Origin of the sequence: Hymenobacter psoromatis, assembly GCF_020012125.1 — a bacterium.
In the GTDB taxonomy this organism is placed as follows: domain Bacteria; phylum Bacteroidota; class Bacteroidia; order Cytophagales; family Hymenobacteraceae; genus Hymenobacter; species Hymenobacter psoromatis.
This window is the reverse complement of sequence record NZ_JAIFAG010000001.1, coordinates 1,087,180-1,107,166: the sequence shown is the minus strand read 5'-3', so window position 1 is coordinate 1,107,166 and position 19,987 is coordinate 1,087,180. Positions and strand designations below refer to the sequence as shown.

Here is a 19,987-nt window from a genome sequence, read left to right as displayed (position 1 = left end):
TTTTGCTTTCATGCATGTATCAGGTACTTCTTATTCTCCATTCGTGGCTGCGCTGGTTTGTGGTAGGCGCGGGCCTGCTCGCCGTTTTCCGGGCTTACACGGGCTGGTCGGGCCGCCGACCGTTTACCAAGGGCGATAATGCCATCAGCGCCGCGTTTTCGGGCTTTATGTGGCTGCAAGTTATTGTGGGTCTGGGCCTTTACTTCGGCCTGAGCCCCTACGGCCTCAAGGCTATGAAAGTAGCCGGGGCTATGAAAAACTCTACCACTCGCTTCTTCGGCATGGAGCACATCGCCGTGATGTTGTTGGCCGCCATTCTGGTGCAGGTGGGTCGCATTATAGTGAAGAATACTGCCAGCGACACGCTTAAGCACAAGAAAGCATTTATTTACTTTGGCATCGGGCTGGTGCTGGTACTGCTTATGATTCCGTGGGGCATTTGGAATCCGTACCGGCCGCTATTTCGGTTCTAGACCGCAGATTCAAGCGGAAGAAACGGATACGGCGCGGCGCGCCTGACTACGCATTGCTTCTCATTTTTTGTTAAATCCGCAATAGCTTCACTAAACTAAAAGGTGGTCCAATGGGACCACCTTTTAGTTTAGTGAAGCTATTTAATAGCAGATAGTTAGTGAGCTGAAAAATGTACACAGCTAGTAAAAATGGCGAGCAGCGTAGTCAGGCGCGCCGCGCCATATCCGTTTCTTCCGCTAAATCCGCTTGACTCTGCGGTCTACACAAGCGTTCCGCCCGACGCTTCGATGCGCTGGGCCGCAATCCAGCGGGCGTCGTCGGTGCAGAGGAAGGCCACGATGGGGCCGATGTCTTCGGGCTCGCCTACCCGGCCCAGGGCCGTCATGCTGGCTACCATCGCGTTTACCTGGGGGTTGTCGCGCACCATACCGCCGCTGAAATCGGTGGCGATAGCGCCGGGTGCCACTACGTTGGCCGTGATGCCGCGCGCGCCCAGCTCTTTGGCCTGGTAGCGGGTCAGCACTTCAATAGCGCCCTTCATGGCTGCGTAGGCCGAGGAGCCAGGAAAGCTAAAACGTGCCAAGCCCGACGAAATGTTGATAATGCGGCCACCGTCGGCGAGCAGGGGCAGGGCTTTTTGGGTGAGGAAAAACGGGCCCTTGAGGTGCACGTTCATTACTTCATCAAACTGCGCCTCGGTGGTGTCGGCAAAGTCGGCGTGTAATGACGTGCCCGCGTTGTTAATCAGAAACTGAAACTGCTCAGCCTGAAAAGTATCGTGGAGGGCCGTTTTTACCTGTTCGAAAAAAGCATCGAAGCTAGCCACGTTGCCCGCGTCGAGCGGCAAGGCGGCGGCCTGCCGGCCCTGGGCTTTGATTTCGGCTACTACGGCCTCAGCTTCCGCTTGCTGGCTGTGGTAGGTCAGCAATACATCAATGCCTTTTTTGGCCAGGTTCAGGGCCATGCTTTTGCCAAGGCCACGGCTGCCGCCCGTGACGAGGGCTATTTTGGAAGTGCTCATAGAGGGTAATTGGCTGGTTAATTGACCACGCAAAGGTCCTACCCCCCTTCCTCCCATTTATGGTGAGTAGCCCAGATTAAATGGTGAGTAGTTCCGCTACTTCGCGTTGCTCGGCGCGCACCTGCTCGCGGTAGTGCTTGGGCGTGCAGCCCCCGAAGCGCTTGAAAAACTTGGTAAAATTGGCCGGGTCGTAGGTGAGGGTACCGGCCACGGCGGCGATAGACTGGTCGGTATCGCGCAGGAGCTGCTGCGCCACGGCCAGGATGCGCAACTGAAAATCGTGGCAGGGCGCGTGGCCCGTCACGAGCTTAATGGTGTTGCTGAGGTGGGTAGGGTGAATGCACAATATCCCGGCAAAGTTGCGGATTTCGAACATTTCTGTAGCTCGCCCGGCCACGAGGTCGGCCAGGTGCCGGTCGATTTCGCGCAGGTAATCGGCGTAAATCTCGTGCTGCCGGGCCATGATTTTTTTGGGGATGGGAGTCGTCGCCATGCGGGAATAACAAGCTGCCCGGCAAATCTTCTTGGCTGCTCCTTGTCTCGCCGGATGAATTGCAGGAAAACCTACTTTTGGCCTACTAAACTACTATTTTCACCCTCGCCATGCCCGCCGATTATCTCGCCAGCGCCCGCAAGCAGTTTGCTTACTATAAATTGCTGGGCGACCAAACCTTCGCGCAAGTCTCCGATGAGCAGCTTTTTTGGCAGCCCAACCCGGCCTGCAACAGCCTGGCCAGCATCGTGAAGCACTTGTGGGGCAATATGCTATCGCGCTGGACGGATTTTCTGACCACCGACGGCGAAAAGCCCTGGCGCGCGCGCGAAGCCGAATTTGATAACGACCTGACTACCCGCGCCGCCGTGCTGGCCCACTGGGAAGCCGGCTGGCAATGCCTCTTCACTGCCCTCGATGGGCTGACTGAGGCTGACCTAGCCCGCACCATTTATATCCGTAACCAGGGCCACACCGTGCTGGAGGCCATCAACCGGCAGCTGGCGCACTACCCCTACCACGTGGGCCAGCTGGTACTCATGGGCAAACTGCTGCAAGGCGAGGCTTGGCAGTCGCTGTCTATTCCGCGCGGCAATTCGGCAGCCTACAATGCCGAGAAATTTGCGCAGCCGCCCCATCAGGAGCATTTTACGGAGGAGAAATTTAAGAAATAGGGCTAGGGACCGTTCGCTTACCATCCAACCTCTTTCCCTACCCCTGCTAAGTAGCCCAGCTAGCGGCGCATTGGGAGCTGCAAAGTGGAGATTGGGACTGGAAAGCCAAGTATTGGTCAAGAATATTTTTTGGCTTGCAACTGCAATAAGCCGCGCGGTATCTCGTCTTTATACTTATTGTCGTCCACCTTATCTTTTCCACCATGCTCTATCTGTTTGGCCAACTCGCCCTGAGCGACTCGCTCTACTACCACGAAGATTTTGATAAGGACGACTACCTGGCAGCGGTAGCTACCAGTAGCCTCACCAAGCCCGAAGCAAGTGCTCACCCGATAGCGGCAGGCCCGCTGCGGCACGGCAAACACCACCCTTTGCCCGCTGACCGCGCCGCTACCAAACAGCCGGGCTAAGCCAGCCAGGGCTTAGCGCCACGCCTGACCCATTACTTAATACCTTTCTAATCACTTACTTAATTCAGCTGGCGCCGCCACAGCCGGTAGGTGCCCACGGTATCGACGGGCTGGTAGCGGCCGGCCAGGGCGGGCGGCAGGGCATCGTTGGGCGCCGTGATAAAGTAATCGGCGGCCGGGCGCTGCGCCGGGCGCTGCGCCGGGTGCGGAGCCAGGTGGCCGGCGCGGCGGTAGAGAAAGTAGGGGTAGAAACTTTCCTCGGAGAAAGCAATTGATTTCGCGCCACTAGGTAGCTTAGCCAGACGCTGCTGGACCGCGTCAAAACCAGCGGGCAGGTCGTAATAATACAGCGCCAGCGGCTCGCGCACCGGGTTGTGGCGCACAAAGCCCAGCCCTACCCCCCCAATTATAATTAACGCGCCCGCCAGCCCGGCCCAGCGCCGCCAGCGGCTTAGCCACACGCCCACCGTGAGGGGAGCCAGCACCACCGCCAAGCTAAAAAATGCCAGTAGGTTGCGGTGAAAAATAACGTGCCGCAGCCCCAACGTACCACCGGCCACAGCCAGCAGCCACGTCAGATACAACAGCCCCAGCTGCCAGTAGCGCCGGTGCGCCAGCAGGGTTAGGGGAAGTAAAATCAGAATGTAAGCTGGCCAGGGACCCAGCCCGATTTCGCCAAACGCGTACGGCGCGTAGCCCCTCACATCGGGCCAGGCTCTGATAACGAACTCGGTCAGGCGGCCCTGGAAAGGCCGCACGTAGGGATTGGCCGCCAGCGAGGCCAGGCCCGAGAAGCCAATAATCGGCAAATAAAACGCGCCTGCCAGGGCCAGCGCGCCCGCCTGGCAGCGCCAAAACTGACCGTCGAAGCAGCGCTGCCGCTGCTGCACCGCCGCGGCCGCCAGCAGCTGCGCCGCGTGGTAAAACAGAAAAGTGGGTACCACCGCGTAACCCGCCGCCACAGCCAGCATGTTGAGCAGCAACCACTTCGGCTGCCTGGGCTGCCGCCAGTGCGCCAGTAGCGTGCCCACCGCCACCCAGTGCAATAGCGCGTACAGCGCATAGCCGCGGGCCTGAAACCCGAAGCCCCACAGCGAAAACTGCAACCCCGCCAGCACCGCCAATAGCGCCCCTACCCCCCGCCGCCCGGTGAGGCCCGCCACCAGCCGATACACTACCACCAGCGTGCCCGCGTAGGCCAGGCCCGACAGCAACCGGCCCGTGGGCACCAGCCAGGGCAGGCGGTGCAGCCAGCCAAACAAGCCGCCGTTCAACAGATTGAACAGCACGTGGTTATTGGGCAGCATGTAGTAGCTCCAGGTGGCAAATAACGACTGGTTGCCCGCGCAATACACCGCCGAAAACACCTCGTCGTAGGCAGGCGGCACCTGGGTAGCGCCCCAGGCCCACAGGCCCGCCGCCAGCAGCAGTAGCCCCGCCAGCCAGGGCTTATCGGTCCGGCGCAATAGGCGCAACGGCGGCGCGGCGGCCGGCTGGCGCGGGCGCACCCACCAGCCGTAGGCCCCTACCCCCACCAGCGCCGCCAACGCCAGCGCCGCCAGCAGATTGCCGCGGGCCTTTACGGCGGGCGTGAAAAAGTCGCGGGGCCAAGCGGCGGCGCGATACAAATAGGGCGTGTGGCGCAGGTACCCGTCGCGTAGGACGGGGTAGGGCGTGAGAATGTAGACCAACAGCGCCGCTATTCCTGCTAATAGCAACGCCGCCCCGGCCACCTGGCCCCACCCGGCCCGGTGAGGGGGGGTAGGGCCGGGGTCCGGGGCGGCGCGGTCCGGCGCGGGGCGCGGAATCAGCATAGGTTATTGCCCGAGCACGATGGCAAAAATCAGCGGGGCCACGATGGTAGCGTCGCTTTCGATGATGAATTTCGGCGTGTTCTGGCCCAGCTTGCCCCAGGTAATTTTCTCGTTGGGCACGGCACCCGAGTAGCTGCCGTAGCTAGTCGTCGAATCCGAAATCTGGCAGAAATAGCCCCACAGCGGCACGCTGGTGCGGCCCAGGTCCTGGTGCAGCATGGGCACCACGCAGATAGGAAAGTCGCCAGCAATACCGCCGCCAATCTGGAAGAAGCCTACTTTGTTCTCATCGGTGGCCTGCTTGGTGTACCACTCGGCCAGGTAAATCATGTACTGGATGCCCGTGCGCATGGTGTGCACGTTCTGGATATCGCCCGTGATGACGTGGCCGGCGTAGATGTTACCGAGCGTCGAGTCTTCCCAGCCGGGGCAGATGATGGGCAGGTTTTTCTCAGCTGCCGCCAGCATCCACGAGTCTTTCGGGTCAATCTGGTAATATTGCTCCAGCTCGCCGCTCAGCAGAATCTGGTAGAAGAATTCGTGGGGGAAATAAGCTTCGCCGGCCTTGTCGGCCTTTTCCCAAAACTTCAATACCACGTGTTCCAGGCGGCGCATAGCCTCCTCTTCGGGGATGCAGGTGTCGGTCACGCGGTTCATGTGGCGCTCGAGCAGGGCCTGCTCGTCGGCGGGCGTGAGGTCGCGGTAGTGGGGCACGCGCTCGTAGAAATCGTGCGCCACCAGGTTGAAGATATCTTCCTCCAGGTTGGCACCAGTACAGCTGATAATCTGCACCTTATCCTGCCGGATTAGCTCGGCTAATTGAATACCCATTTCGGCGGTGCTCATGGCGCCGGCCAGGGTAATCATCATTTTGCCGCCTTCGGCGAGGTGCTTGTTGTAGCCCTCGGCCGCGTCGATGAGGGCGGCGGCGTTGAAGTGGCGGTAGTGGTGCTTGAGGAAGTTGGTGATTTGCATCTTTATTAAGCTGTTAGCTACTAGCTGTTAGCTTTTTAGGTGAAATAAAAATAACTTGCGTCGGTAAAAGGACCGCCCTGGCAGGCAAAAAATACAAACTAATCTACCGCCCACTTTGCGCCAGCACGATAGCCAGAATCTCGTTAGTATCAGCCTTTAGGCCGGTCAGATTGAGCGAGATGGGAGTAAAACCCAGGGCAGTATTGGTACCTAAGAGACGGCGCATCATCGGCGAGAGGCGGGCCAGGTAGTCGTCGGTGTTGCGTAGTTGCAGGCAAATAAACTCGCTGCCGCGAACGCTGCGCAAATAAACGCTGCGCAAATAGGCCCCTTCGATATCGCGCCAGGGAATTTCGCCCAGCTTGAGAGAGCGGTCCGTCATGCCCGTGGCCGTGAGCGTGAGGCGGGGGGCCTGGTCCAGAAACTGCCGGGCAAATACCACTACGCCAACTATAAAAAACGCCATTAGCAGCCCACCTATCCAGTGGTCTTCGGTGTCGCCTTTCCAAACTATCAAAGCCCCGCCGCTCACAAAAAGCAAGGAAAGCAGCAGCAACCCCGCCGCTTTGGTTTTAGAGTTGTGGTAGCTCTGGGGCAAGGCAAGCGGCATAGCTAGGGCTTTACAAAAGTGAACTATCGGCGGCTATTTAACGCATCAGGCCGGCTCCGCAATTATCAGATTATGGTTAGTATAGATGCAGATATCGGCCGCGATGTGTAGGGCGTCTTCCACCATCTGGCGGGCCGTGAGGTGCGAGGCGTGCTTCTTCAGGGCTAGCGCGGCGGCCTGCGCGTACATGGCCCCGCTGCCGATGGCGGCCACGTCGGTATCGGGCTCCAGCACGTCGCCGGTGCCGCTCACAATGAGCAGCTCGTCCTTGTCGCAGACCACCATCATGGCTTCTAACTTGCGCAGGTACTGGTCTTTGCGCCAGTCCTTCGCCAGCTCAATGGAGGCACGCTTGAGGTTGTTGCCATAGGCAGCGAGCTTTTCCTCGAAGCGGTCGAGCAGCATAAACGCATCGGCCGTGGAGCCGGCGAAGCCGGTTACCACCTTGCCATCGTTGAGTTGGCGCACTTTGCGCACGTTGTTTTTGGCCACGTGCTTATCCATCGTGGCCTGGCCGTCGGCCCCGAGGGCAATCTGGCCGTTGTGGCGCACGCCGAGCACGGTTGTAGAGCGAATTTTTGGGAGCATGGCGCAAAAATACGCTTGCCTGGCCGGGAAACAGGTTAGCGCCAAAAGAACGTCATGCAGACCGCAGAGAAGCATCTTACTCGTGCCGTTGGGTTGGTGATTCAACGATTCGAGCGAGATGCTTCCCTACGGTCTGCATAACGTTCTTTTTATTCCCTACCCCCTTAAAACCGCGCTTGCAGCTTGGCAAACAGCATCCGGCCGTTGCTGCCCATTTGCACGGGGTCCCAGGCACCGCCGGTTTCGGTAGCTTGGGGGTTGAAGAAATTGGGGTATTTATTGAACAGGTTGGAACTGCCTAGCGACAGGCGCAAGTGATTGGTGAGGGCGTAGCTCAGGGCCACGTCGGTGGTCAGGCGCGGGTCGTAGTTTTCGGGGTCGCCATTGTAGTCAATCAGCTTGACGCCGCCAAACTCCACGAAGCGCACCAGCGCCCCGAAGCGGCCCAGGCTATAATCCAGGGTCAGGTTAATTTTGAACGGCGGTGCGGAGGCTTTCACGAAGGCTTGCTCGCGGGGGCCGAAGAAGACGTCTTCCTTGCCCGCCAGCTTGGGCGTGGTTTGCACACTGGTCACGTTCAGGCGGTTGAGGTTGCCAGCCAGGGTAGTGGTGAGGCGGCCGCTGCCTACCCCCAGCGTATTGGCCAGCACGGCATCGAGGCCAAACGTGCTGGTGGAGGCCGCGTTGGCGAAGAACTGGGCCTGGCCCACGTTCAGGCTCGCCAGGGTGGCCCCAATGACGTTATCGGTCTGGTCAAACGTGCCCGTGAGCACGATGCGGTCCTGAATGTGAATATAGTAGCCATCCACAGTAAAAGTGAAAATGGTACTGGCCCGGCCCGTAAACCCGAGGCTGACCGAGCGCGACAGCTCGCGCGTGAGGGGCGGAATGCCCACGGCCGTGGTCACGGGCCCGTTGTTGCGGTCGAGCAGAATATCCACAGGCTTACCCCCCACCACGTTGGTAAACACGGTGTTGAAGTTAATCTGCGCCAGCGACGGTGCCCGGAAACCCGTGCTCAGCGTGCCGCGCAGCGAGAAGTTATCGCTCAGCTTGTAGCGGGTAGCCAGCTTGCCGGTCACGTTGCTGCCAAAGTCGCTGTAATTCTCAAAGCGCACGGCCCCTTCCACCAGCCAGGCCGTGGTTACGTTAAGCTCGGCATCGGCATACACGCCGATGTTGTTACGACTGGCCTTCAGCACGTTGCGCGGCTGAAAGCCCGGAAAGCCCTGCGACCCAGCGGGCACGCCATTATTCGGCGTGTAGTTAGTGTAAGAACCGGGCTCACCGGCAAAAATCTGGTACCACTCGCGGCGGTATTCGCTGCCAAACGCCAGGTTTAGGCCCTGGGCCACGGTCTTGAAATTGCGGCTGATATTGAGGTCCGCCACATCCTGCTGGAGCTGAAAGCCGCCCGCGTCGAAGGTGGTAGGCGAAGTAGCCCCGAGGGTGGCGTTCAGGGTGTTTTTCACGCCGTAGTGAAAGCGGTTCGAGCCAAAGCTATTGCTCAGGTCCACATCCCAACCGCCAAAATTGCCGCGCAAGCCCGCCACGCCCTGGCCATCAAAAATGGCGCTGGTGATGATGGGGTCGAAGCCATCGGGGTAGAGTGTGGCGTTGCTGCGCGGGTTCGGGATGGTATTACCATTGTCGTCGGTGCTGGTGGGGAAGCGCGTGTAGGCGTAGGCATTGCCCCGGCGCACATTGATGCCGCCAAACACGTAGGCGTAGATATTCTCGCTCAGCGGCAGCTTACTATTGAGGTAGGCCGAGGTGTTGTACACCTGCGGGTCGCCGTACTGGCGGCGCTGAATGCCATCGGGGGCGGGCACGTTGGCGCGCTGGGTATGCTCGCGCTGGTTGTAGTCGGCGGTCAGGTTCACGAAGCCGCCCTTCCCTACCCCCACCCCGTAGTTGGCATTCACGTTCAGGTTGCCGCCATCGAAGGTCTGGTCATCAAACCGGTACTTCGCGGTGTAAGCGCCGTAGTTCACGTTGGCGGTCAGCTCCTTAGTACTGGTTTTGAGCACGATGTTGATGACGCCCGCGATGGCATCGGAGCCGTACTGGGCCGACGCGCCATCGCGCAGAATCTCAATCCGCTCGATGCTGGCGGCCGGAATCGTGTTCAGGTCGGTGCCCGTGTTGCCCCGGCCGCGGCTGCCAAACAGGTTCACCAGCGACGACTGGTGCCAGCGCTTGCCGTTCACGAGCACCAGAGTTTGGTCGGGGCCGAGGCCGCGCAGGCTGGCCGGGTCCACGTGGTCGGCCCCGTCGGCCCCGGTCTGGCGGTTCGAGTTGAAGGAGGGGGCCACGAACTGCAGCAGCTGGTTCACGTCGAGCTGGCCGGTTTTAGCCGTCACCTGCTGCACGTCAATCAAGTCAATCGGCGAAGGCGAGTCCGTGACGGAGCGGTTGAGACTGCGCGAACCTACTATCTGCACATCTTCGAGAGCGGTATTACTCTCGGCTAGCTTTACCGTGATAGCACTGCCACCGCTTACCTCCTGGGGCGTGTAGCCCAAGGCGCTAATGAGCAGCCGCGGCTGGGCCGTGCGGGCGCGCAGCACAAACCGGCCGTTACCATCCGTGCCCGTACCATTATTAGTACCTTTTTCGACCACCGTGGCCCCAATGAGGGGCCGGCCGGTAGGGTCCTGCACCTGGCCCGCCAGGGTTTGGCTTTGGGCCCAAGCGGCGCTGGAAGCTACCAGTAGTGGAAATGTGAGTAGACTGTGCTTCATGGGATTAAGGGGGTAGGGTGAAGAGCAAATGTATAGTATTTCGTTCTCTACCCCCTTAACTTACCCCCAAAACAGCTTTATAATGCAAAAAACCAGCCTGCTAGGGCTGGTTTTTGTGGAGTTTATACAAAATGGCTACTTGGGTTTTTCAACCTAAAATCAAATCAGCATCCGCATGGGGTCTTCCAGCAGGGCTTTTACGGTTTGCAGGAAGGCCGCGCCGGTGGCCCCGTCTACTACCCGGTGGTCGCAGCTCAGGGTTACTTTCATGAGGTGGCCGATGGCCAGCGCGCCGTCCCGCACTACGGCGGTTTGCTTAATGCCGCCCACGGCCAGGATGCAGGCATCGGGCGGGTTGATGATAGCAGTGAATTCGTCGATACCAAACATACCCAGGTTGCTGATGGTGAAGGTACTACCCTCCCATTCGGCGGGTTGCAGCTTCTTACTTTTGGCCTTGCCGGCCAGCTCTTTCACCTCGGTGGCGATGGCTGATAAGCCCTTGCCGTCGGCGTTGCGCACCACGGGCACCAGCAGGCCCTCGTCCACGGCCACGGCCACGCCGATATTCACCACCTTATTCTGGCGAATACGGTCGCCGAGCCACGACGAGTTAATGGCCGGGTGCTGCTTCAGTGCTACGGCGCACGCCTTGATAACCAGGTCGTTGAACGACAGCTTTACCGGCGACAGCTCGTTGAGTTTCACGCGGGTTTCCATCGCCCGGTCCATCACAATCTCCATCGTCAGATAGAAATGCGGGGCCGTGAATAGGCTCTCCGACAGGCGCTTGGCAATTACCTTGCGCATCTGCGACACCGGCGTGTCGGTGTAGGTGTCCGATGCTTGGGCGCTGGTACTAGGAGCTTGGGCAGCGGGCTTGGTAGCTTCGGGCAAGGCAGCCTGGATGTACTCGCTCGGAGCTTGGGCCGGCATTGGCGTGGCTGCCGGAGCCGGGGTAGCGGCCTGGGGCTGGGCGTTTTCGAGGTCGCGGGCCACGATGCGGCCGTTTTCACCGCTGCCTTTAATTTGGCGCAGGTCGAGGCCCTTATCCTTGGCGATGCTCTTAGCTAGAGGCGAGGCAATGAGGCGGCCGGTTGGAGCAGCTGGTTCCTGGCTGCTGGTTTCGGGTTGGGAGGTGCTAGGCGCGGCCGCTTCGGTCTCGGCAGGGGGGGTAGGGGCCGCCGCGCCGCCGCTCTGGCCACTCAGTAAGGCTTGAACGTCAGCGCCTTCCTCGCCAATAATGGCCAGCACGCCATCAACAGCTACGGCTTCGCCCTCTTTCGGACCGGTATAGAGCAGGGTGCCATCCTCGTAGTTCTCCAGCTCCATCGTGGCTTTATCGGTCTCGACTTCGGCCAGCACGTCGCCCGCTTTCACCTTGTCGCCCACCTTTTTCAGCCAGGCGGCAATGGTGCCTTCGGTCATCGTATCGCTCATTTTGGGCATCCGCACCACGATGGCCTTCTTGCCATTGGCGGGCGCGGTGGGGGTAGGCGCGGCGGCTGGAGCCGGAGTAGGCGCGGCGGCCTGGGGCGCGGGCGCGGGGGTAGGAGCCGGCGCGGCGGCCGGAGCAGCCGCTGGGGCGGGCGTGCTACCCCCGTTCTGGCTGCTGAGCAAGCCCGAAATATCTTCGCCCTCCTTGCCCACAATGGCCAACACGCCATCTACGGGCACGGAGTCTTTTTCTTTTGGGCCGATGTAGAGCAGGGTACCGTCCTCGTAGTTTTCCAGCTCCATCGTGGCCTTGTCGGTCTCGACTTCGGCCAGGATATCGCCCGCCTTCACTTTGTCGCCTACTTTCTTGAGCCAGGCCGCGATGGTCCCTTCGGTCATCGTGTCGCTCATTTTGGGCATTTTGATAATTTCGGCCATCGGAATTGCAGGTTGGGATTGGGGGCCAAAATTAGCCGCCAAAAGGTGGGGAAACAATCGGGCGCACGGCCGCTGGGTAGCCGAAGTTAGGGCGAAGGGGTTAAATGACTCACATCCAAAAAATTGCGGATGGTGTAGCGCCCGCCCACGTAGTGCAGCTTATACAGGCACAGGTTTTGGTGCTCGAAGCCATCCATGCAGCGCAGGGGGTAGCCCAGGAGCTGGCACAGCAGCACGCGCAGGGCGCGCCCGTGCAAGCACACCAGCACCATTTCATCCTGCGGCCGGCTGCGTAGCAGCTCGATAAACGGGCGCTGGCGGGCGGCTACCTGGGCCGGGCTTTCGCCTCCTGGTAGGCGGGCGTGGTCATCGCCGACCCGCCAGGCGGCCAGCACGCGGGCGTATTCAATATCTTCTTCGGGCGTGATACGGGTGCCCTCGCGGGTGCCCCAGCTGATTTCGTTGAGGGCCGGGTACGACTCGTGCGGGATGCCCTTGTCGATAAACTGCTGTACCGATTGCTGGGTACGCTTGAGCTTGGAGGTATACATGCGGTCAAACGGCACGTCCTGATAAACTTCCCAAAACTGGGCGGCCTGCGCGCGGCCGCGGTCGTTGAGGTCGGAGTTGATGCCGCTGCCCTGCACAATGCCCTGCACGTTGAAATCGGTTTGGCCGTGGCGAAGGAGGTAGAGCTGCTGAATTGGCACGGGGTAGGCGCGTAGTTTTGCCGAACAATGCCGTAAAGTACGGGTTGGCTACTGCGTTGTTTGATTTTAAATCGTTTGTCCTTGCGAGCGTAGCGCGGCAATCGCCCCCGAACGACACCCGCGCCGCTCGTTCGGTCATCGTTCGGGGGCGATTGCCGCGCTACGCTCGCAAGGACAACAACTTCAGCAAAACATAACCGAAATAATGACCCTTGACGACGTAAAAACCTGGACTGCGCACCGCCCTACCCTGGCCGATGCGCTGGGCATTGAGCTGGTGGCGCTCACCGATACTTACCTCGAAGGCCGGATGCCGGTAGACGGCCGCACGCACCAGCCAATGGGCTTGCTGCACGGCGGGGCCTCGGTGGCGCTGGCCGAAACGCTGGGCAGCATCGGCGCGGCCACTCGCATCGATGTGACCCGGCAAGCCTGCGTGGGCCTGGAAATCAACGCCAACCACATCAAGGGCGTGCGCGACGGCTGGGTACGCGGCCGGGCCACGGCCCTGCACGTAGGCCGCACCACGCAGGTGTGGGAAATTCGCATCACGCACGAGGAAACCGGCGCGCTGGTTTGCATCAGCCGTATCACAATGGCCGTTATCGACCTGCCGGCGACTAAAAATTAACGCGGTCTGATGCAGCCCACCGAGCCCCGACTTTTGCCCTGGCCCGCGGCGGCGGCGGCCCTCGATGGCCCGGCCCGTCTGCGCCACCTGGCGGCGGGCGCGCTGCGCACGGGCCGGCCGCTAGCCATTTGGCGCGAGCCGGGCGCGGCGCACGCCCGCCTGCTCATAAGCCGCTCGCTGGAAGATGCGTACACCGGCCTACCCCCCGCCCTGGACCCGGCCGCGCCGGCGGGCTTCGCGTTCTTTCCCTTCCACGAGTCGGACCACAACCCAGCGCTGTTTCTGCCCGCCGATGTGCAGTACGACCTGGCCCGGCCCGAGGCAGTTAGCATTGCGCCGGCCGCGCGCGGGCTGGTGCCTAACATTGCGGCCTGGCTGGCCCTACCCCCCCCGCCCACGCTGGCCTGGCCCCACGGCGCGCCGCCCGCGCCGCCTGCTACCACCGAGGCCGACTATCGCCGGCTGGTGCAACGGGGCGTGGCGGCCATCGAGGCCAAAGAAGTGGTTAAGGTGGTCAGCTCGCGGGTGGCGCACCGGCCGCTACCGCCGGGCTTCGACCCGCTGGGGGCATTTCAGGACTTGAGCCGGCGGTACGAGCGCGCCTTCGTATCGCTGGTGAGCGTGCCGGGGGTAGGCACCTGGCTGGGGGCGTCGCCCGAAGTGCTGGCCGAAGTCACGGCCGACGGGCATTTCCATACCGTGGCGCTAGCTGGCACGCAGCAGCTGGTGCCGGGCCACCGGCCGCAGGAGGCCATTTGGCGGCAGAAGGAGATTGAGGAGCAGGCCCTGGTGGCGCGCTACATCGTGAACTGCTTCAAGCAGTTGCGCCTGCGCGAATACCAGGAAACCGGCCCGCGCACCGTGGCCGCCGGGCAGCTGCTGCACCTGCGCACCGACTTCGAGGTAAACCTGCGCAACGTGCCCGCCGCCGCCTCGCTGGGCACCGATATGTTGCGGCTACTGCACCCGACTTCGGCCGTGGGCGGGATGCCCAAGGCGGCGGCCCTGGATTTTTTGCGCCGCTACGAGGGCTACGACCGCGCCTATTACAGCGGCTTTTTGGGGCCGGTCAACGTGGCTGCGCCCGGCGTGTCGCGCCTCTTTGTGAACCTGCGATGCCTGCAAGTGCGCGCCGAGGAAGCTATTCTGTACGCCGGTACCGGCCTCACCGCCGACTCGGACCCGCTGCGCGAGTGGCAGGAAACGGAATTGAAACTGACCACGGTGGGCGCGGTTTTGAGGTAACGTTGAAGCGCCATTTGTCATTGCGAGCAAAGCGAAGCAATCTTTCCTGGTCGCTCGCACCGTTGGATTTACTACCCCCGACGGAAGGAAAGATTGCTTCGCAGGCTCGCAATGACAAACGATACTTGAACGACTGTTAAATATTAATTGATAACTGTTAAATGAACAACCAGGCCGTTTTCAACATCGCCGAAATATGTGCACGGCACGGAATTACCGACGTTATTCTGTCGCCCGGCTCGCGTTCGGCCCCGCTCACGCTGGCGTTTGCGCGGCACCCAGCCTACCGCGGTAAGCTGCGCGTGGTGCCCGATGAGCGGGCCGCCGCTTTTATTGGCCTGGGCATTGCGCAGGCCACGCGGCGCCCGGTGGTGCTGGTGTGCACCAGCGGCACGGCCGGCCTCAACTACGCGCCCGCCGTGGCGGAGGCATTTTTCCAGCAAATCCCGCTGCTCATCCTCACCGCCGACCGACCGCCCGAGTGGATTGACCAGCTCGACGGCCAGACCATCCGCCAGCGCAACCTCTACGGCGCGCACGCCAAAGCCGCCTTCGATTTCCCGGCCGATACTACCCACCCCGATGCTAAGTGGCACGCCGAACGCATAATTAACGAGGCCATTAATTTAACGCAGGCCGGGCCGGCCGGGCCGGTGCAGGTGAATATTCCGCTGCGCGAGCCATTTTATCCGAAGGTGGGGGAAGATATTGAGTACGAGCAGGATGTGAAGATTATTCAGGATAGCGGGGCAGAGGTTTCCATGAATACTTTTGGGAAAGAACTGCTGCCAAATAATTCAGAATCAGACGCGTTGTTCAAGCGCATTCTGATAGTGGTAGGGCAAAATGCTCAGGACGCTAATTTAGCTGACGCACTTAGCCATTTCGCTAAGCACAGTGGCGCGGCTATCGCAGCCGATATTATTAGCAACGCGACTAATACGCCGGCGGAATCCTGTCATTCCGACGTTTTTTTAGCAAGTCAAAATATTAATTTTTTGGAAGAGCTACGGCCGGAGCTATTAATTACGGTTGGTAATTCCCTCATTTCAAAAGCTCTTAAAAATTATTTGCGCAAATACGCCCCTAAACGACACTGGCATATTCAACCAAATTCTGGTCCTGTTGCCGATACCTTCCGCTCACTCGCGCAGATTTTTCGGGTAAATCCTAGCTTTTTCTTTCAGGATTTTGCGGCTGAATTCTTTCAGGACGATAGAATTCAGACTTCAGCATTTGGCCGAAGCTGGCGTACTGCAAACCAACGCGCCACTAATTTTTTACTGAATTTTTTTGATAATGCCAGCCAACCTTTTACCGAATTTTCCGCCTTCCGATTGGCTTTAGCAGCTCTGCTTCCAAATACCGCCCTGCACCTCGCTAATAGCATGGCTGTCCGCTATGCCAATATTCTGGGCTTACCGCAAGGCCGCCAAATTGAAGTATTCGCCAATCGGGGCACCAGCGGCATTGATGGCTGCAACAGCACGGCGGTGGGCGCGGCGCTGGCGCAGCCCGAACGGCCGGTAGTTCTCCTCACCGGCGACGTGGCGTTTTTCTACGACCGCAACGCTTTTTGGCACAACTACCCTACCCCCAACCTGCGGGTCGTGCTCTTCAATAACCACGGCGGCGGCATTTTCCGGCTCATCGACGGGCCGCGCGACCAGCCGGAGTTGGACGAGTTTTTTGAAACCACGCAGGCCCTCACGGCCGAGAATTTATGCCGCGATTTCCAGCTGCGCTACTTCCCGGTGAGTTCGTTTGCTGAACTAGATACCGCGCTGCCGGTTTTCTTTGCGGCCGAAGGCGGCGCGGCGGTGCTGGAAATCTTTACGGATTCCAAAACCAATGCGGCGTTTTTCGAGGAATACCGTACCGCAGTCAAGGCTGCTTTTTCTTAATTCGCTTCCGCGTCCTCCGCGAATTCTTCCGCGTCTTCCGCGGTGAATCTACTTAGGATTTTTACCGCGGAAGACGCGGAAGAATTCGCGGAGGACGCGGAATCTCAACATCTTACCTATGTCTGAAACCATCGAGTGGACTCCGATTAAGGAGTTCCAGGAAATCATTTTCTCCCAGCACGGGGGCATTGCCAAAATCAGCATCAACCGGCCGCAGGTGCACAACGCCTTCACGCCGCTCACGGTGGATGAGATGATTGAGGCGATGACTATTTGCCGCAACCGCACCGATATCGGCGTAATTGTCTTCACTGGCGAGGGCGGCAAAGCCTTTTGCTCGGGCGGCGACCAGAGCGTGCGCGGCCACGGCGGCTACGTGGGCGGCGATGCCGTGCCCCGCCTCAACGTGCTGGATTTGCAGAAGATGATTCGCAGCATCCCGAAGCCCGTGATTGCGATGGTGGCCGGTTGGGCCATTGGCGGCGGGCACGTGCTGCACGTGGTGTGCGACCTGACCATTGCCGCCGACAACGCCCGCTTCGGTCAAACCGGCCCCAACGTGGGCTCGTTCGACGGCGGCTTCGGGGCAAGTTACTTGGCGCGCATCGTAGGCCAGAAAAAAGCCCGCGAAATCTGGTTTCTCTGCGACCAGTACGACGCGCAGGAAGCCCTCGACATGGGCCTGGTTAATAAGGTAGTACCGCTCGACAAGCTGGAAGAAACTACCGTGAGTTGGTGCCACAAAATCTTGCAGAAGAGCCCCCTGGCGCTGCGCATGCTGAAATCTAGCTTCAATGCTGAGCTGGATGGTCAGGCTGGTATTCAGGAGCTGGCCGGCAACGCTACCCTGCTCTATTACCTGAGCGAGGAAGCCAAAGAGGGCAAAAACGCCTTCCTCGAAAAGCGCCAGCCCGACTTCTCCAAATTCCCGAAATTCCCGTAGCCAGGTGCTCGGGTAGTAGTTAAGAGAACGTCATGTTTCGCGAGGCTGAGCATGACGTTTTTTTTCGTCTTTTACAATTATTCCGAGCCCGCCGCGCCGGCCAGTGGTCGCCGTTTTTTTCCGCCCCTACCCCTGCCATGACGGATGCCGACTACCACGCCGCCATGCGCCGCATTCGGCGCGGGCATTGGCTGCACTATTCCGTGCAGGCCCTGCTAATGGGTGGCGCGGGGCTGGCCGCCCTGGGTCATATTGCCGGGCCGGGGTCGGCCAATCCTCGCTTGGCCACTTGGCCCGCGTTGCTGCTGCTACTGGCTTTGCTACCGCTACTAAGCCTGGCGCTCTACGCCGTGGCGCAGTACATGCGACCCAATCTGCGTCGGCCCTACGCCGAGAATATGCGCCTCTACCAGAGCCGCTTACTGCTGCGTAATAGCCTGCTGGGGCTGCTGGGGCTACCCCTACTGGCGGCCTACCTGCTCACCCGGCAGCCGCTGGATTTGCTGGCCTGCGCGGCCCTGCTGGGGCTATTAGCCTGGCGCACGGCTCCGGATGCCCGCAAGTATCAGCGCTGGCTTATCAGCTGATTTTAAGGATAAGATAACGCTCAGTATTTTTTTGTTACCTACATTTTCATATTTCTCCCATCTAACTCGTTACTGATTAAGACTAGTGCCAACTCGATTCTCACTTGTCAAGACCCTTGAATACTTACTCGATACGGAAGCGTATCCGCCTTGGCTAAAATCACTATTCGCCATCCCGATGATAGTAGTATTTATTTGGCTTGTGTCCAAACAGGAGCCACTAAATAAAGAGGAGGCTACCATACGGGCGCGCCAATTAAGCTACCGTGCGTTAATAACTCGGAAGAGCTCAAACGTTCGCGGTGAACCCGTACTAGAAATTGAGCAAGGCACTTTACTAGCGGAGGAGATAGATTGGGGCAAGACGTTTTTTTCGGCAGAAGTAACAGAAAATGATTTATCGCCTTCGTCACGGGAAGCTTATCTACTGGTCGAGCAGCATTCGCTGGTTGCCTACGCCGCCGCCGGGGATAGCTTGCTAAAGCGGGCCGGCGACCTATCGGCCCAAATAAAGAGGGGGAATAAAGCGCGCGAATTTTATTTTCACGACTTATAACCGTAAAATATTTCACGTCAGCATTTTACGCATGGCTTATAACTTGAACTGGCTCATCACTAGGATTGAGAAAAAGGAGCGGATAAAATTTCTATTCTTCTGGGGCCACCAGCGCAGCAAAAACGGTGACCTCACGGCCGCTTGTTTCAGTCAGTGGTGGGCAGCACCGTTTGTTGTGGAAGACGTGCGTTATCCGACAACCGAGCACTGGATGATGGCGCAGAAAGCCCTGTTATTCAACGACCAGTAGATATACCAGCAGATTATCGCGGCTAAATCGCCGGCCGAAGCAAAGGCGTTGGGCCGGCAGGTCAAGCACTTTGAGGAGGCCCTCTGGAATGCTGAGCGCTCGGCGATAGTCGCGCGCGGGAACGCAGAAAAATTTGGTCAGCACCCTGACTTGCGGGAATTTCTACTGAATACCAGGGAGCGCGTGCTGGTGGAGGCCAGCCCGGTAGACAGCATCTGGGGCATTGGCCTGGCGGCCGACAGCGAGCGAGCCGCTAATCCCAGGCGCTGGAATGGTCTCAATCTGCTCGGCTTTGCCCTGATGGAAGTGCGGGACCAGCTGCGCGGCTAGCGGCTACTCCCGCACGGCCGTAATTTTGCCCGATGCCTTCCCCTTCCCTCCCCACTTCTCTGCTGCTCAACGGCCGCGAGTTCAGCTACGCCAGCCTTCAGCAGAGCCCTACCCCCCCCGTTTCCCTCAACGGCTACGAGGCCAAGGTGCTCGAGCTGCTGCGCCAGTGGCTGCTGGGCGCGCAAGAGTTTGGGCTGCGCACCAGCGGCAGCACCGGGCAGCCACAGCTTATTACCTTGAAGCGCAGGCAATTGGCGGCTTCGGCGGCGCGCACCGGCGACTACTTCGACCTGGGGCCCGGCGACCGGGCGCTGGTCTGCCTGAACTGCGATTTTATCGGGGGCAAGATGATGCTGGTGCGCGGCCTGGAGCGCAACATGCACCTGACGGTAGTGGAGCCCCACGCCGACCCGTTTGACTTCGTGGCGGCCGACGCGGCGTTTGATTTTGCGGCCTTCGTGCCCTTGCAGCTGCGGGCCGTGCTGGCGGCGGGCCGGGCCGGGCGGCTCAACCAGATGCGGGCCATTCTGGTGGGCGGCGCGGGCGCAGAGCCGAGCTTACTCGTTGAAATTCAGCAGCTAACCGTGCCAGTATATCTTACCTACGGCATGACCGAAACGGCCTCGCACGTGGCCCTGCGCCGCCTGAACGGCCCCGACGCTTCGCCCCATTACCGGGGGCTACCCGGCCTGCACCTGGGCCAGGATGAGCGCGGCTGCCTGACCGTGCGCGGCGATGTGACCGACGACCAGCTCATCGTGACCAACGACCGCATCGACCTACTGGACAAGCACACGTTTGACTGGCTGGGGCGCGCCGATTTCGTCATCAACTCGGGCGGGGTGAAGGTGCAGGCCGAAAAGGTGGAGCAGGTGCTCGACGTGGCCCTGGCCGAGCTAGGGCAGTTGCGCCGGGCCTTCGTGGCCGGCCGGCCCGATGAGCGCCTGGGCCAGGCCGTGACGGCCTACGTGGAGGGCGAGCCGCTCCCTACCCCCCTCGAAAAGCGCCTGCTGGCCCTGCTGGCCGAGCGCCTCGGCAAGTACGAAGTGCCCAAAAGTGTGGGCTACGTGCCCGCGTTCAAAACCACGGCTTCGGGCAAACTTGACCGGGCGGCCACCCTGCGCGGCGACGGGCGCGGCCGGCGGGGGTAGGG

The 19,987-nt window shown here is 60.2% G+C and carries 19 protein-coding genes and 1 pseudogene; 11 read left to right on the top strand and 9 right to left on the bottom strand.

The features are described 5' to 3' along the window. Positions 1-14: 14 nt before the first annotated feature. Positions 15-473, top strand: a complete 459-nt coding sequence (locus LC531_RS04730) for a hypothetical protein (protein WP_223649168.1) — start codon at positions 15-17, stop codon at positions 471-473. Positions 474-733: 260 nt separating this feature from the next. On the opposite strand, the gene LC531_RS04725 is transcribed toward LC531_RS04730, so the two are convergent. Together LC531_RS04725 and LC531_RS04720 are read right to left on the bottom strand one after the other, a co-directional pair. Continuing rightward, the gene (locus tag LC531_RS04725; protein WP_223649167.1) at positions 734-1,495 is read right to left on the bottom strand and encodes an SDR family NAD(P)-dependent oxidoreductase; all 762 of its coding nucleotides are present in this window, start codon (positions 1,493-1,495) and stop codon (positions 734-736) included. A gap of 76 nt (positions 1,496-1,571) precedes the next feature. After that, the gene (locus tag LC531_RS04720) at positions 1,572-1,988 is read right to left on the bottom strand and encodes a helix-turn-helix domain-containing protein (RefSeq protein ID WP_223649166.1); all 417 of its coding nucleotides are present in this window, start codon (positions 1,986-1,988) and stop codon (positions 1,572-1,574) included. 110 nt (positions 1,989-2,098) lie between these two features. Between LC531_RS04720 and LC531_RS04715 the strand changes: the two genes are divergently transcribed. Beyond that, the gene (locus tag LC531_RS04715; RefSeq protein WP_223649165.1) at positions 2,099-2,662 is read left to right on the top strand and encodes a DUF1572 domain-containing protein; all 564 of its coding nucleotides are present in this window, start codon (positions 2,099-2,101) and stop codon (positions 2,660-2,662) included. Positions 2,663-2,865: 203 nt separating this feature from the next. Continuing rightward, the gene (locus LC531_RS04710) at positions 2,866-3,072 is read left to right on the top strand and encodes a hypothetical protein (RefSeq protein ID WP_223649164.1); all 207 of its coding nucleotides are present in this window, start codon (positions 2,866-2,868) and stop codon (positions 3,070-3,072) included. A gap of 59 nt (positions 3,073-3,131) precedes the next feature. Here LC531_RS04710 and LC531_RS04705 read toward each other — a convergent pair whose 3' ends face one another. From LC531_RS04705 to LC531_RS04675, 7 genes are all read right to left on the bottom strand, one after another. Next, positions 3,132-4,886 (bottom strand): hypothetical protein, encoded by a 1,755-nt coding sequence (locus tag LC531_RS04705; protein WP_223649163.1) that lies wholly within the window; start codon positions 4,884-4,886, stop codon positions 3,132-3,134. 3 nt (positions 4,887-4,889) lie between these two features. Continuing rightward, positions 4,890-5,861 carry a deoxyhypusine synthase family protein gene (locus LC531_RS04700; protein ID WP_223649162.1) on the bottom strand — a complete coding sequence of 324 codons (972 nt, stop codon included), beginning with the start codon at positions 5,859-5,861 and terminating at the stop codon, positions 4,890-4,892. A gap of 103 nt (positions 5,862-5,964) precedes the next feature. Next, complete coding sequence (locus tag LC531_RS04695) at positions 5,965-6,471, bottom strand: STM3941 family protein (RefSeq protein WP_223649161.1); 507 nt, start codon at positions 6,469-6,471, stop codon at positions 5,965-5,967. 45 nt (positions 6,472-6,516) lie between these two features. Beyond that, positions 6,517-7,059 (bottom strand): ATP-dependent protease subunit HslV, encoded by a 543-nt coding sequence (gene hslV / locus LC531_RS04690; protein WP_223649160.1) that lies wholly within the window; start codon positions 7,057-7,059, stop codon positions 6,517-6,519. Positions 7,060-7,223: 164 nt separating this feature from the next. Then, positions 7,224-9,803 (bottom strand): TonB-dependent receptor, encoded by a 2,580-nt coding sequence (locus tag LC531_RS04685; protein WP_223649159.1) that lies wholly within the window; start codon positions 9,801-9,803, stop codon positions 7,224-7,226. A 159-nt stretch (positions 9,804-9,962) separates the two neighbouring features. Further along, positions 9,963-11,678, bottom strand: coding sequence for a pyruvate dehydrogenase complex dihydrolipoamide acetyltransferase (locus LC531_RS04680; RefSeq protein WP_223649158.1), 1,716 nt, complete (start codon positions 11,676-11,678; stop codon positions 9,963-9,965). Between the two features lie 86 nt (positions 11,679-11,764). After that, positions 11,765-12,388 (bottom strand): histidine phosphatase family protein, encoded by a 624-nt coding sequence (locus LC531_RS04675; protein ID WP_223649157.1) that lies wholly within the window; start codon positions 12,386-12,388, stop codon positions 11,765-11,767. Between the two features lie 205 nt (positions 12,389-12,593). On the opposite strand from LC531_RS04675, the gene LC531_RS04670 reads away from it, so the two are divergent. The 8 genes and pseudogenes from LC531_RS04670 to LC531_RS04635 all read left to right on the top strand — a co-directional run bounded on the left by LC531_RS04670 (position 12,594) and on the right by LC531_RS04635 (position 19,985). Next, positions 12,594-13,019, top strand: a complete 426-nt coding sequence (locus LC531_RS04670; RefSeq protein ID WP_223649156.1) for a hotdog fold thioesterase — start codon at positions 12,594-12,596, stop codon at positions 13,017-13,019. 9 nt (positions 13,020-13,028) lie between these two features. Then, positions 13,029-14,264, top strand: coding sequence for a chorismate-binding protein (locus tag LC531_RS04665; protein ID WP_223649155.1), 1,236 nt, complete (start codon positions 13,029-13,031; stop codon positions 14,262-14,264). Positions 14,265-14,425: 161 nt separating this feature from the next. Further along, on the top strand, positions 14,426-16,168 hold the full coding sequence (menD, locus tag LC531_RS04660) for a 2-succinyl-5-enolpyruvyl-6-hydroxy-3-cyclohexene-1-carboxylic-acid synthase (protein WP_223649154.1): 1,743 nt from the start codon (positions 14,426-14,428) through the stop codon (positions 16,166-16,168). Positions 16,169-16,286: 118 nt separating this feature from the next. Next, on the top strand, positions 16,287-17,111 hold the full coding sequence (gene menB, locus LC531_RS04655) for a 1,4-dihydroxy-2-naphthoyl-CoA synthase (RefSeq protein ID WP_223649153.1): 825 nt from the start codon (positions 16,287-16,289) through the stop codon (positions 17,109-17,111). A gap of 137 nt (positions 17,112-17,248) precedes the next feature. Then, positions 17,249-17,698 carry a hypothetical protein gene (locus LC531_RS04650; protein ID WP_223649152.1) on the top strand — a complete coding sequence of 150 codons (450 nt, stop codon included), beginning with the start codon at positions 17,249-17,251 and terminating at the stop codon, positions 17,696-17,698. Positions 17,699-17,876: 178 nt separating this feature from the next. Further along, the gene (locus tag LC531_RS04645) at positions 17,877-18,254 is read left to right on the top strand and encodes a hypothetical protein (protein WP_223649151.1); all 378 of its coding nucleotides are present in this window, start codon (positions 17,877-17,879) and stop codon (positions 18,252-18,254) included. 31 nt (positions 18,255-18,285) lie between these two features. Further along, positions 18,286-18,834: pseudogene (locus LC531_RS04640) on the top strand (NADAR family protein). A gap of 32 nt (positions 18,835-18,866) precedes the next feature. Continuing rightward, the gene (locus LC531_RS04635) at positions 18,867-19,985 is read left to right on the top strand and encodes an AMP-binding protein (RefSeq protein WP_223649150.1); all 1,119 of its coding nucleotides are present in this window, start codon (positions 18,867-18,869) and stop codon (positions 19,983-19,985) included. Positions 19,986-19,987 lie beyond the last annotated feature (2 nt).

Bases quoted from the DNA above. Each gene is read 5' to 3' on its own strand.
- LC531_RS04700 (WP_223649162.1), bottom strand. From the start codon at position 5,861: ATGCAAATCACCAACTTCCTCAAGCACCACTACCGCCACTTCAACGCC.
- LC531_RS04730 (WP_223649168.1), top strand. From the start codon at position 15: ATGTATCAGGTACTTCTTATTCTCCATTCGTGGCTGCGCTGGTTTGTG.
- LC531_RS04710 (WP_223649164.1), top strand. From the start codon at position 2,866: ATGCTCTATCTGTTTGGCCAACTCGCCCTGAGCGACTCGCTCTACTAC.
- LC531_RS04635 (WP_223649150.1), top strand. From the start codon at position 18,867: ATGCCTTCCCCTTCCCTCCCCACTTCTCTGCTGCTCAACGGCCGCGAG.
- LC531_RS04705 (WP_223649163.1), bottom strand. From the start codon at position 4,886: ATGCTGATTCCGCGCCCCGCGCCGGACCGCGCCGCCCCGGACCCCGGC.
- LC531_RS04665 (WP_223649155.1), top strand. From the start codon at position 13,029: ATGCAGCCCACCGAGCCCCGACTTTTGCCCTGGCCCGCGGCGGCGGCG.
- LC531_RS04725 (WP_223649167.1), bottom strand. From the start codon at position 1,495: ATGAGCACTTCCAAAATAGCCCTCGTCACGGGCGGCAGCCGTGGCCTT.
- LC531_RS04645 (WP_223649151.1), top strand. From the start codon at position 17,877: ATGATAGTAGTATTTATTTGGCTTGTGTCCAAACAGGAGCCACTAAAT.
- hslV (WP_223649160.1), bottom strand. From the start codon at position 7,059: ATGCTCCCAAAAATTCGCTCTACAACCGTGCTCGGCGTGCGCCACAAC.
- LC531_RS04685 (WP_223649159.1), bottom strand. From the start codon at position 9,803: ATGAAGCACAGTCTACTCACATTTCCACTACTGGTAGCTTCCAGCGCC.
- LC531_RS04715 (WP_223649165.1), top strand. From the start codon at position 2,099: ATGCCCGCCGATTATCTCGCCAGCGCCCGCAAGCAGTTTGCTTACTAT.
- LC531_RS04695 (WP_223649161.1), bottom strand. From the start codon at position 6,471: ATGCCGCTTGCCTTGCCCCAGAGCTACCACAACTCTAAAACCAAAGCG.
- menD (WP_223649154.1), top strand. From the start codon at position 14,426: ATGAACAACCAGGCCGTTTTCAACATCGCCGAAATATGTGCACGGCAC.
- LC531_RS04720 (WP_223649166.1), bottom strand. From the start codon at position 1,988: ATGGCGACGACTCCCATCCCCAAAAAAATCATGGCCCGGCAGCACGAG.
- LC531_RS04670 (WP_223649156.1), top strand. From the start codon at position 12,594: ATGACCCTTGACGACGTAAAAACCTGGACTGCGCACCGCCCTACCCTG.
- LC531_RS04650 (WP_223649152.1), top strand. From the start codon at position 17,249: ATGACGGATGCCGACTACCACGCCGCCATGCGCCGCATTCGGCGCGGG.
- menB (WP_223649153.1), top strand. From the start codon at position 16,287: ATGTCTGAAACCATCGAGTGGACTCCGATTAAGGAGTTCCAGGAAATC.
- LC531_RS04680 (WP_223649158.1), bottom strand. From the start codon at position 11,678: ATGGCCGAAATTATCAAAATGCCCAAAATGAGCGACACGATGACCGAA.